Consider the following 11,364-nt stretch of genomic DNA (forward strand, 5'->3'; position numbering starts at 1 on the left):
GGCACACGATGCGCCTCATCCTCGTCAGCGGGCTGTCCGGATCCGGCAAGAGCGTGGCCCTGCACATGCTCGAAGACGCCGGGTTCTACTGCGTGGACAACATTCCGGCAGCCCTGCTGAAGCCCTTCATCTCCCACACGCTGCGCGGCAACGAGTCGCAGTACTCGCGCGCGGCGGTGGGCGTCGATGCGCGCAACGCGGCGGCCGAGATCGAAACCGTACCGCCGCTCATTGAAGAGCTGAAGAAGAGCGGCATCCAGTGCGAAATCGTGTTCCTGCTCGCCAACGACGACGAGCTGCTGCGCCGCTTCGCCGAGACGCGCCGCAAACACCCGATCAGCACCGATCACGTCTCGCTCAAGGAGGCCATCGCCATCGAACGGCGGCTGCTCGAGCCCATCCTCAACGCCGCGGACCTGGTCGTCGACACCTCGCGCATGGGTGTCCACGACCTGCGCGAGCTCATCAGCCAGCGCGTCGAGAAACGCAGCGCCGGCCGGTTGTCGCTGCTGGTCGAATCCTTCGGCTTCAAGAACGGCATTCCGGGCGACGCGGATTTCGTGTTCGATGCGCGCTCGCTGCCGAATCCTTATTGGGATCCCTCGTTGCGCGCCCTCACGGGCCTCGATCCGGACGTCATCCGCTTTCTCGAGGGGCAGCGCAGCGTGCCGCGGCTGTGCGACGACATCCTGCAGTTCGTCGCCGCGCGTATCCCCGAGCACCAGGCCGCGAACCGCCGTTACCTCACGATCGCCATCGGCTGCACCGGTGGCCGCCACCGCTCGGTGTACCTCGCGGAACGTATCGCCGAGCGGCTCTCGCAGAACTACCCCGTCGTCGCGATCCGCCACAATTCCCTCGGTGAGATGCGTTCCATCACGCGCGCACCCACGCTCACCAGTGCCCCCACGCTCTCGGGAAGTTCCGTCGCCTAGCCGGACGTCGCGCTCTGCAGATTTTTTACGGACGCCGGCACTCAGCCGGCGTTTTCGCATGTGGCATTTATGCCTGGGAATACGGACGCACCCGGCTTTACACTCCGCCGCGACATGGAAGCCACCCGCACACCGACGAAAGAACGCCGCCTGGCCGCATTACGCGGCGCGTTGCGCGAGGGTTCGTGGCGTGGCGCGGCGCGCATGGTCGCCGCGATGCACCCGGCCGAGATCGCGCTGCTGATCGAATCGCTGCCGCCCGCGCAGCGCGAGGTGGTGTGGAACTTCGTCGAGCCCGAGATCGAAGGCGACGTGCTGGTCGAGCTCAGCGACGAGGTGCGCCAGTCGTTCATCGACGGGATGGACGCCGAGGAACTGCTCGCGGCCGCCGAGGACATGGAACTCGACGACCTCGCGGATCTGGTCGGCGACCTGCCCGAGGCCGTGAGCCTGCAGCTGGTCAAGTCGATGGACGCGCAGGATCGTGAGCGGCTGAACACGGTGCTGGCCTTCGAGCCGGATACCGCCGGCGGCCTCATGAACACCGACACGGTGAGCGTGCGCGGCGACGTGACGGTCGAAGTGGTGTTGCGTTACCTGCGCATGCGCCGCGAGTTGCCCGACAAGACCGACCGGTTGTTCGTCGTCGATCGCAACGACCGGTATCTCGGCACGCTGGCATTGACGACGCTGCTGACCGAAGACCCCGAGAAGCCGGTGGGCGACCTGATCGACCCCGAGGCGCCGCGCATCGCGCCGGTTACGCCCGCACACGACGTCGCGCGGCTCTTCCAGGATCGCGACCTCGTGTCGGCCGCCGTGGTCGACGACACCGGCCGGTTGTTAGGCCGCATCACCGTCGACGACGTCGTCGACGTCATCCGCGAGGAAGCCGCACACGAGGTCATGTCCGCGGCCGGCCTGCGCGACGAGGAAGACGTCTTCGCCGGCGTATTCCCATCGACGCGCCGCCGGCTCGTGTGGCTGGGCATCAACCTGGTGACCGCGTTCCTGGCCGCCGCGGTCGTCAGCCGCTTCGAAGGCACGATCGAAAAAGTCGCGGCGCTGGCCGCACTCATGCCCATCGTTGCGAGCATGGGCGGCATCGCCGGCACGCAGACCGTGACGCTCATCATCCGCGGCATTGCACTCGGCCAGGTCGAGTGGGTGAACGCGAGATACCTGCTGTGGAAGGAGATCGCGGTCGGCGGCCTCAACGGCATCATCTGGGCCGTCATCGTCGGCAGCGTCACCATCGTCTGGTACGGCACCTGGAAGATCTCCGCCATCATCGCAGCGGCGACGCTCATCAATCTACTGTGTGCAGCCGCCGTTGGCGTCATCGTGCCGCTGCTGCTGCGGCGCATGCGCATCGACCCGGCGCTGTCGGCGGGTGTCATCCTGACCACCTTCACGGACTGCATCGGCTTCGCCACGTTGTTAGGCCTGGGCGCGTTGTTCCTGACCTGAACGCCCCGGGCGCCATTCGCGGGTCGACACGGTAACGCCGTGCGTCGCGCCGGGCGCGCGTAATGCGAGCGCCATGACATGCTGCCGCGACGGCGCGTATTGCCAGAAGCGCCAGTCCGAGGCGTCGTCGGCCGCGAAGCTGAGCCCCTGGACGCGATCATCGTCGTCGAGCGAGAACGCGGCATTGTCGAGTCCTGCGCCGACGCCGCGGCCGGTCGCCTTCATCCAGGATTCCTTGAGCGTCCACAACGAATAGAAACGCGCCGCCTGGCGCGCAGGCGGCAGCGCCTCGAGATTGCGCGCCTCCGCTGCCGTGAAATAGCGGTGCGCGAGCCGCGACGGCACCGTGCGTGCGAGCATGTTCTCGGCGTCGACGCCGACGTCGCGATGCCGGCTCACCGCGATCGCCACCAGCCCCCGTGTGTGTGTGAGATTGAAATGCAGGCCGAGCGGGTCGAACTCGGGCGCGAGCGCAGGTTTGCCGTATTCGCCCTGCACGAAGCGTAATGCCGCGGGGCCGATCCCCTCGGCGTAACCTGCGAGTACGCAGCGCTGCATGGCGCGCGCCGCGCGCATCCGCCGCTCGCGCTCGGGGGGTGGCAGCAGCGAGTCGAGCTGCGCGAGCGCCGCTTCATCCTCCGGACGCTCGAACGACATCCACACGTGAATCTCGTTGCCGGCGAGTGTCACGGCTCAAGGAAGGCGGTGACTTCGTCGCGCTTGGCGAGAGTGTCCCGGTACCCGAGCTCGATGAGCTCGCGCGTGTAGGCCGCTTCGAACATCAGGTAACTCGCGAGCAGGCTGCCGGACGCGCCCCGCGCGCCGATGATGCGCATGAGCGCGCGCAGGCTCAGCGGCAACGTGTCGATGTGGCGCAGCGCGAGCTGCGACGGGTCGATGCTCGGCGCGATCATCAGCGTCTGGATCTGCCGCGTCCCGACGACACTGCCGGCCAGCGCGGAGAGCCGGTTGATGCGATGCAGATTCTCGAGATCGGCGGAGATCTGGTCGCTGAACAAGGTGTCCAGCATGTAGCCGAACAGCTGGCCCGGTGTCGGCGGGGAATCCGACGCGACGAACCGCGGGATGAGATCGAGATGCGTCGGACGCACACCGACCACCAGCAGACGGTCGGCACCCAGATGGATCGCGGGACTCAAGGGCGCGGTCTGGCGCATGGCGCCGTCGCCGAAATATTCCCCGTGCAGGGACATCGGCGGGAACAGGAAAGGAATGCCGAGGCTGGCCATGAGGTAGTCGAGCGACAGCGGCACCCGTTCGCCGTGACGCTGCGCGCGCGACCATTCGCTCACCGTGGTGTCGGCCTCGAAGAACGACACGGAGCGCGCGGTGAAATAACTGGTGGCGCACAGCGCCAACGCACGCAGGTCGCCGCGCGCGACGTTGGCGCGGATCGCGTCGAAGTCCGTGACCTTCGACAGCAGTTCGCGCAACGGCGAGTTGTCGAGCAGCGATTTGGGCGGCCCCATCGCGCCGCCCGTAAGCAGCGACCCCATCCAGCGGCCGCCGGCCCGGAGCATGGCGATGGCATCGGAGCGGAATACCTGGTGAACACGAAAATTGGCCCACACCTGTTCGATATCCGAAACGGTCTGGTGCCAGCGCAACACATTGCCGGCCAGGATGGCCGCGGCCACCGCACCGGCCGAGGTGCCCACGATGATCGGAAAAGGCCAGTCCGGACGCGGATGTATCTCCGAAAGTGCCTTGAGCACGCCCACCTGATAAGCGGCGCGCGCACCTCCACCCGTCAGGATCAATCCTGCGCGAGTCACGTTACCGGCGACACTGCTAATATCCCGCTCCCCCACGACGCCCATATCTCACGGAGAACCTCATGCTCGCACTTCGAAGGATTTTGGTCACCGCCCTCGTAACGGCGACCGCAAGTGTATGCGTCCTCGCGGGTGATGCCGCCAAGGCGCCGGCCGAAGGTGCCGCCGCACCGGTCTTCAAACTACAGGATCAGGCGGGCGCCTGGCACTCGCTCTCGGAATACAAGGGCAAGTGGGTCGTGCTCTATTTCTACCCGAAGGATGAAACCTCGGGCTGCACCACCCAGGCCTGCGAACTGCGCGACAACATCTTCGCCTTCCGCAAGGCCGATGCGGTCATCCTCGGTGTCAGCGCCGATGACGTGGATTCGCACAAGAAATTCGCAGAGAACCACAGCTTGCCGTTCACGATCCTTGCCGATCCGAAAAAGGAAGCGATCAAGGCGTACGGCGTGATCTGGAGCCCGGCGCCTGGCGTCGAACTGGCGAGCCGCCAGACATTCCTGATCGGCCCCGACGGCAAGATCGTCAAACACTGGGAGAAGGTCGACCCGAAGGGTCACTCGGACATGGTGCTCGCCGAGATCAAGGCGCACTCGCCCGCGAAAGCCGGCTGATCGCGGACTTCGTCCGGTAGAAAAAACGCCCGGCGTGGTCTCCACCGCCGGGCGTTTTCTTTTGTCAGCGTCTACTTTTCGTCGCCGGCCTGCGCGCGGATGGCTTGTTAGCTGACGCGCAGCGGCGGCTGCGCCCCGCCGCGTTTGAGCGCATACATGGCGCCGTCGAGCCCCTGGAGGGTCAGCGGAAACATGCGCTCGCCGACGAGCTGGCGCGTGATCCCGACCGACGCAGTCCACTGCCACCGGTCCTCGGGCTCGGGATTGAGCCAGACCAGGCGGGGAAAGTGCGCCGCGATGCGTTCCATCCACACACGGCCGGATTCTTCGTTCCAGTGTTCGACGCTGCCGCCCGGCTGCTCGATCTCGTATGGACTCATGGTCGCATCGCCGACGAATACCACGCGGTAGTCGGGATTGAAGGTGCGCAGCAGCGACGTGGTGCTGGTCGAGACACTGAAGCGCCGCCGGTTGTCGCGCCACAATTTTTCGTACGGAAAATTGTGGAAGTAGAAGTATTCGAGGTGCTTGAACTCGGCACGCGCCGCCGAGAACAATTCCTCGCAGATCTTCACGTGCGGCTCCATCGAGCCGCCCACATCGAGCAGCAACAGCAGCTTCACGGCATTGCGCCGTTCCGGCACCAGCTTCAGATCCAGCATTCCGGCATTCCGCGCGGTGGCGTCGATGGTGCCGTCGAGATCGAGCTCCTCGGCCGCGCCCTCGCGCGCGAAGCGTCGCAACCGGCGCAGCGCCATCTTGAGGTTGCGTGTGCCGAGCTCGACGCCGTCGTCGAAATTGCGATAGTCGCGCGCCTCCCAGACCTTGACCGCACGGCGATGGCGCCCGGGCCCGCCGATGCGCACCCCCTCGGGATTGAATCCGCCGTGGCCGAACGGCGAAGTGCCACCCGTGCCTATCCACTTGTTGCCGCCCTCGTGGCGCTCCCGCTGTTCGCGCAGGCGTTGCCGCAGCGTTTCCAGCAGCTTGTCCCAGCCGCCGAGCCCCTCGACCCTGCTCTTCTCTTCTGCGGTGAGCAGCCGCTCGCTCAGCTGCTGCAGCCACTCGGGCGGCAGCTCCGCGGCGATCTTCTCGAACAGTTTTTGCGCGCCTTCGAAATGTTCCGCGAAGACGCGGTCGAAGCGATCGAAATGCCGTTCATCCTTCACCAGCGCGAGGCGCGCGAGGTAGTAGAACTCCTCGGCCGACAGCGCAGCGACCCGCGCTTCGAGCGCTTCCAGCAGCGACAGGAATTCTGGCAGCGTGACCGGCACCCCGCCGGCGCGCAGATCCGTGAAGAAGCGCACCAGCATGCGCGGCGCTCAACGTCCCGCGCGCCGGTTGAGGAACACCAACTGCTCGAACAGGTGCACGTCCTGTTCGTTCTTGAGCAACGCGCCGTGCAGGACCGGGATGGTCTTCTTCGGATCGTCGCCGCGCAGCGCCTCCGGCGGGATGTCCTCGGCCAGCAGTAGTTTGATCCAGTCGAGCAGCTCGGAGGTCGAGGGTTTTTTCTTGAGACCCGGCGTTTCGCGCACGTCGAAGAACGCGCCGAGCGCCTCGGCCAGCAGTTCCTGCTTGAGATCCGGGAAGTGCACGCGCACGATTTTCTCCATCGTCTGCGCATCGGGAAAACGGATGTAGTGGAAGAAGCAGCGCCGCAGGAACGCGTCCGGCAATTCCTTCTCGTTGTTGCTGGTGATCAGGATGATCGGGCGGTGGCGCGCCTTCACGAGCTCGCGCGTTTCGTGCACGAAGAACTCCATGCGGTCGAGCTCGCGCAGCAGGTCGTTGGGGAATTCGATGTCGGCCTTGTCGATCTCGTCGATCAGCAACACCGGCTGCACCGCCGAATCGAACGCCTCCCACAACCGCCCCTTGACGATGTAGTTGCGGATGTCGCGCACCTTCTCGTCGCCGAGCTGCGAATCGCGCAGGCGCGAGACCGCGTCGTACTCGTACAGGCCCTGCTGCGCCTTGCTCGTGGACTTGATGTGCCACTCGTACAGCGGCCGCGCCAGCGAGCGCGCGATCTCCTCGGCGAGCTGCGTCTTGCCCGTGCCGGGCTCGCCCTTGATCAGCAGCGGCCGCGCCAGCGTCACCGCGGCGTTGACGGCCATCATGAGGTCGGGCGTTGCGACGTAGCGTTCGGTGCCTGAGAAACGGGCGTCGGCCATGATTGCGCTGCTCTAGGGAGCGGCACCGGTCGGCCGCAACACGAGCTTATGCGCTGCGGGGCCGGGCAGGAATGGTGTCGGCTTGCCTTCCGCCCAGTCGTCGAAACCGCTGCGGTAGAAAGGCGACAGTGGATGCCCCGAGGGCCCGCCCGGCAATTCGAGATAACCGTCGCGCTCGCGGCCGGGCGACACCGCGAATCGTTCGGACGCGCCGAACGAGCCGTCCTGCACGCGTGGCATGTGGTGATCTCCCGCCAGTTCCATGGTCGGCATGTCGAGCAGGCGCGACAGCCATGGCAGCGCGCGCGACAGGGGATGACGCACACGCACCGGCTCGCTGCTGCCGAATGTGCAGCGCTCGAGCGCGCCGCATTCGGCCGCCAGCGCATCGATGGATGCATCCAGCTGCCGCAGCAGGAATTCACGCCAGCCGCCGCCACCGGGCGGCGTGATGGAATTCGGCCGCTCGTGGACCAGGCGCCACCCGGCCGCCTCGAATTGTGATGGTCGCCGCGCCGCGAACTGCGTGCCGGCCAGCGCCGCGGTGAGTCCCTGCCACAGGGAGTCGAGCGTATGGCCGCGGAATTCGCGCACCAGACGGTAGCCGACGGCCTCCGGGCTCGCCGCGGATTGCCAGCGGCTCACGAGCTCGCGGAATTCGCGCCGCCGCGGCCCATCGTGCATGGCGTCTTCGTCGATCAGCCCGAGCAGCAGATCGCGCCAGCGCGCGACGAACAGCGCGCGCGAATCCAGCTGGATAGTCAGCATGTCCGCCTCGGTGGCGGGTTTTGCGAGGCTCAGCAGATCGTCGCGAATCTGCCGCGCGCGCGCACCGATGTCGTAACCGCCGGCGCCGACATCCACCTCGTCGTCGCCCAGCACGATCTCGAGCTCGCCATCGACCGCCCGCTGGTTCGCGGTCCAGACGCGCCCCACCGGCGGATCGGCGATGCGCGGATGATCCGTCGCGTCGCGAAACTGCAGCTCGCCGAACAATCGGTCCGGCCCCGTGCCGCGCGGGACGCGGCCCAGCAGTGTCCAGGCGATGCGGCCGCGTGTGTCGCCGACCACCATGTTCTGGCCCGGGATACCGACGCGCGGTGCCAGCGCCAGCACCTCGTCGATGTTGTGCGCGCTTTCCATGCCTAACAACCCGAAGTTGGTCGCCTCCGGGCGGGTCGCGAGCCAGGCGACCTGCGCGCAGTTGCCACTGGCGACGTCGCCGGCATATTCGGGCCCGTCGAGTACGACGCTGGCGTCCACGTCGTGAAATTCGACTTCCGCCGCCGCCGCACCGCGCACCAGGATGTGTTCACGGCGCAGCCGGAAGTCGCCGCTCTCGCAGGGCCCGAAACGGACATCGGAGAAATCGCCGTAGCTGTTGGTGAAACCCCAGGCCACCTGCCCGTTCGAGCCGGCTGCGACCGCGGGCGTTCCGGGCAAGGTGACGCCGGTGATGTCGAGCGGTGCGGCGCCGGTGAGGCGCAGCCGCGCCGGATACCAGACCGCCGGCACACCCAGGTCGAGATGCATGTCGTTGGCGATCAGCGCCGTGCCCGAACGCGTGTGGATGCCGGCCACCGCCCAGTTGTTGCTGCCGGGCTTGGCCTCGTCCGCTTCGCCCGTTGCAGTTGCCGTGGCGAATCGCAGCAGCGCCGGGAACGGCTGGGTCAGCACGCGCGCACTGTCGGTGCAGGCCGCCTGCACACAGGGCGCCTCGGCAGAATAGTTAGGCGTGTCCCAGTCCGAGTGCCCGGCGTACACGAACGTGATGAGCTGGTGGGCCGCCGCGGGTGTGGCCGAGGCGGCGGCCGCGCGCTCCAGCCGGCGGCGGTCGAGCTCGGCGGTGATGGTGCCGTATTGCAACTGCCACCACATCGAATGCACGACCAGCACGGAATCCTCCGGCAGCCAGTCGTGCGGGCTGGCGCGCAGCAGCAGGTATTCCCAAGGCCGGGCGCGCAGCGAATGCAATCCGGCATTCACGCCGCGCGCATAGGCCTCGATCACGGCGCGTTCGTCCGCGGGCGCCCGCTCGACGACGCGCTGCGCGACGGCGCGAAAACCGAAGCGCCGCGAGCGGGTGTCGGTATTCAAAGCGACGGCGCCGAAGACTTCCGACAACTCGCCGGCGGCGAGCCGCCGCGACAGATCCATCTGGAAAAACCGATCCTGCGCGTGGACGTAGCCGGTCGCGAATGCCAGGTCGGTGCGGGACGCGGCGGTGATCACCGGCCGGCCCGCGGCATCGCGTTCGATGGAAGTTTCGGCGGTGAGTTCCGGCGCGTCCGCCCTGCCGTCCAGCTGCGGCAGACTCTGGCGCATCGCCCACCACGCAAGACCGAAAGCGGTGAACGCCAGCACCGCGACGACGATCACCGTCCATCGCGCACCGCGCATCCACCGCATGTGTTCAGTCCTGCGGAACGCGCAGGATGGTCAGGGCGTTGGTGCCCCCGGTGATACCGGTGAGCTCACCCTTGGTGACGATGACCAGCTCGCCTTTTTCGACCAGGTCGAGCTGCAGCATCATCGTGAGGATGGCCTTGAACAGTTCGTTGGTGCGCACTTCGGGGATATCGAACGGCACCGGGAACACGCCGCGATACAGCGTCACGCGGCGGCGCGTGGCTTCGTGGCGCGTGAACGCGTAGATCGGAATGTCCGAACGCGAGCGCGACATCCACAACGGCGTCGTGCCGGATTCGGTCAGCGCGACGATCGCGCGCACCTTCATGTGATTCGCCGTGTACATCACGGCCATCGCGATCGCTTCTTCCGTGCGGTCGACCATGCCGTCGACGCGATGGCGGATGCGGCTGTGCGTGAGCTGGTATTTCTCGGCGCCGGTGATTACCTCTTCCATCGCCTGGATGGCCTTGATCGGGTGTTTGCCGACGGCGCTTTCCGCCGAGAGCATCACCGCGTCGGTACCGTCCATCACGGCGTTGGCCACGTCCGAAACTTCGGCGCGCGTCGGCACCGGGCTCGTGATCATGGATTCCATCATCTGCGTGGCCGTGATCACGACCTTATTACGCGTGCGCGATTCGTGGATGATGGTTTTCTGCAAGCCCGTGATGGCGGCGTAACCCATTTCCACGCCGAGGTCGCCACGCGCGACCATCACGACATCCGACGCGTCGATGATCTCGGTGAGATTGTGGATGGCTTCGTGCCGCTCGACCTTCGCGCACAGATGCGCGTGACCGCCCGCGGCGACGACCAGCTCGCGCGCGAGATTCATGTCCGCGGCGTCGCGCGGGAAGGACACGGCGACGTAGTCGACTCCCTTGCCGCACGCGAACTTGATGTCTTCGCGGTCTTTGTCGGTGAGCGCCGGCGCGGAGATGCCGCCGCCCTTGAGATTCACGCCTTTGCGATTCGACAGCTCGCCACCGGCAATGACCACCGTGTCGATGCGCGTGCCGGAAACCTGGGTGACCTTGAGCTCGATGAGACCGTCGTTGAGCAGCAGGATGTTGCCGGCCTTCACGTCCTTCGGCAGATCCTTGTACGCGCAGCCCACGACTTCTTCGTTGCCGGCGTTGATGTCGTGCGCGGTGTCGAGCGCGAAAGCCTGGCCGTCCTTGAGATCGACCTTCTTGTTGGTGAAGCTTTCGATGCGGATCTTGGGGCCGCCGAGGTCCGCGAGGATACCGACATAGCGGCCGGCGCGGCGCGCGGCTTCATGCACGAGGTCGATGCGACGCCCGTGTTCTTCGTGTTTGCCGTGGGAGAAGTTGACGCGTGCGACGTCGAGGCCGGCGCGGACCATCTCGGTCAGTGTTTCGATGGAGTCCGTGGACGGACCCAGCGTGGCGACGATCTTGGTTCGGGAGTGCATCTGGCGGTCTTGCATGGCGGCGCATTCTGCCATGCGAATCGACGGGCCGGCGCATAATCAAAGACGGAATTCCAAATCCCGAGGGGCGTAAATGTCGAAGCAATCCTGGTTGATTCTTGCGGCGGGGCTGGTTCTGGGTGCAGGCCTGCTATCGGCGCGCGCAGCCGATGCGCCCGTGCCGGGCCGCGTGTTCGAATTGCGCATCTACCACACGTTCCCCGGACGCCTCGAAGCCCTGCACAAACGCTTTCGCGAACACACCATGAAGATGTTCGAGAAACACGGCATGACCAATGTCGCGTACTGGACATCGCAGGACAGTCCGGCCAAGGAAACCACGTTGACTTATGTGATCTCGCACGCGAGCCGGGACGCGGCGAAGGCGAACTGGGCGGCGTTCAGTGCGGATCCGGAGTGGAAGAAGATCGCCGCCGCGTCGGAGGCGGACGGCGGCAAGATCGTGGAGCGGGTGGAGTCCGTGTTCCTGGACGCAACCGATTACTCCCCCTTGAAGTAGGCGCG

General features: G+C 66.4%; 10 protein-coding genes. 4 read left to right on the plus strand and 6 right to left on the minus strand.

Translation table 11 applies throughout. The features are described from left to right. Positions 1-8: 8 nt before the first annotated feature. Positions 9-935, plus strand: a complete 927-nt coding sequence (gene rapZ / locus WDO72_07040; GenBank protein MEJ0085417.1) for an RNase adapter RapZ — start codon at positions 9-11, stop codon at positions 933-935. A 114-nt stretch (positions 936-1,049) separates the two neighbouring features. Further along, positions 1,050-2,405, plus strand: coding sequence for a magnesium transporter (mgtE, locus tag WDO72_07045; protein MEJ0085418.1), 1,356 nt, complete (start codon positions 1,050-1,052; stop codon positions 2,403-2,405). Here the strand turns inward: mgtE and WDO72_07050 are convergent. Together WDO72_07050 and WDO72_07055 are read right to left on the minus strand one after the other, a co-directional pair. After that, positions 2,376-3,095, minus strand: a complete 720-nt coding sequence (locus tag WDO72_07050) for a 4'-phosphopantetheinyl transferase superfamily protein (protein MEJ0085419.1) — start codon at positions 3,093-3,095, stop codon at positions 2,376-2,378. The two genes, mgtE and WDO72_07050, sit on opposite strands and share 30 nt — an antisense overlap. Beyond that, on the minus strand, positions 3,092-4,201 hold the full coding sequence (locus WDO72_07055) for a patatin-like phospholipase family protein (GenBank protein MEJ0085420.1): 1,110 nt from the start codon (positions 4,199-4,201) through the stop codon (positions 3,092-3,094). Before WDO72_07055 ends, WDO72_07050 begins: the two co-directional genes overlap by 4 nt. 62 nt (positions 4,202-4,263) lie before the next feature. On the opposite strand from WDO72_07055, the gene WDO72_07060 reads away from it, so the two are divergent. Continuing rightward, positions 4,264-4,818, plus strand: a complete 555-nt coding sequence (locus WDO72_07060) for a peroxiredoxin (protein ID MEJ0085421.1) — start codon at positions 4,264-4,266, stop codon at positions 4,816-4,818. Between the two features lie 107 nt (positions 4,819-4,925). Here the strand turns inward: WDO72_07060 and WDO72_07065 are convergent, their stop codons facing one another. From WDO72_07065 to pyk, 4 genes are read right to left on the minus strand one after another with little or no spacing between them, the layout of a single operon-like run. Continuing rightward, positions 4,926-6,131, minus strand: a complete 1,206-nt coding sequence (locus tag WDO72_07065; GenBank protein ID MEJ0085422.1) for a VWA domain-containing protein — start codon at positions 6,129-6,131, stop codon at positions 4,926-4,928. A gap of 9 nt (positions 6,132-6,140) precedes the next feature. Further along, positions 6,141-6,995: a MoxR family ATPase gene (locus WDO72_07070; protein MEJ0085423.1), complete on the minus strand. Its 855-nt coding sequence runs from the start codon at positions 6,993-6,995 to the stop codon at positions 6,141-6,143. A gap of 12 nt (positions 6,996-7,007) precedes the next feature. Further along, a complete protein-coding gene (locus WDO72_07075) occupies positions 7,008-9,404 on the minus strand; it encodes a penicillin acylase family protein (GenBank protein ID MEJ0085424.1) in 2,397 nt (798 codons plus the stop codon). 4 nt (positions 9,405-9,408) lie between these two features. Continuing rightward, positions 9,409-10,857 (minus strand): pyruvate kinase, encoded by a 1,449-nt coding sequence (gene pyk / locus WDO72_07080; GenBank protein MEJ0085425.1) that lies wholly within the window; start codon positions 10,855-10,857, stop codon positions 9,409-9,411. A gap of 76 nt (positions 10,858-10,933) precedes the next feature. On the opposite strand from pyk, the gene WDO72_07085 reads away from it, so the two are divergent. Beyond that, positions 10,934-11,359 (plus strand): NIPSNAP family protein, encoded by a 426-nt coding sequence (locus tag WDO72_07085; GenBank protein ID MEJ0085426.1) that lies wholly within the window; start codon positions 10,934-10,936, stop codon positions 11,357-11,359. Positions 11,360-11,364: the final 5 nt, after the last annotated feature.

This window comes from Pseudomonadota bacterium (assembly GCA_037200975.1).
In the GTDB taxonomy this organism is placed as follows: Bacteria; Pseudomonadota; Gammaproteobacteria; order Steroidobacterales; family Steroidobacteraceae; genus CADEED01.

Bases quoted from the DNA above. Each gene is read 5' to 3' on its own strand.
- rapZ (MEJ0085417.1), top strand. From the start codon at position 9: ATGCGCCTCATCCTCGTCAGCGGGCTGTCCGGATCCGGCAAGAGCGTG.
- mgtE (MEJ0085418.1), top strand. From the start codon at position 1,050: ATGGAAGCCACCCGCACACCGACGAAAGAACGCCGCCTGGCCGCATTA.
- WDO72_07060 (MEJ0085421.1), top strand. From the start codon at position 4,264: ATGCTCGCACTTCGAAGGATTTTGGTCACCGCCCTCGTAACGGCGACC.
- WDO72_07065 (MEJ0085422.1), bottom strand. From the start codon at position 6,131: ATGCTGGTGCGCTTCTTCACGGATCTGCGCGCCGGCGGGGTGCCGGTC.
- WDO72_07070 (MEJ0085423.1), bottom strand. From the start codon at position 6,995: ATGGCCGACGCCCGTTTCTCAGGCACCGAACGCTACGTCGCAACGCCC.
- WDO72_07075 (MEJ0085424.1), bottom strand. From the start codon at position 9,404: ATGCGGTGGATGCGCGGTGCGCGATGGACGGTGATCGTCGTCGCGGTG.
- pyk (MEJ0085425.1), bottom strand. From the start codon at position 10,857: ATGCAAGACCGCCAGATGCACTCCCGAACCAAGATCGTCGCCACGCTG.
- WDO72_07085 (MEJ0085426.1), top strand. From the start codon at position 10,934: ATGTCGAAGCAATCCTGGTTGATTCTTGCGGCGGGGCTGGTTCTGGGT.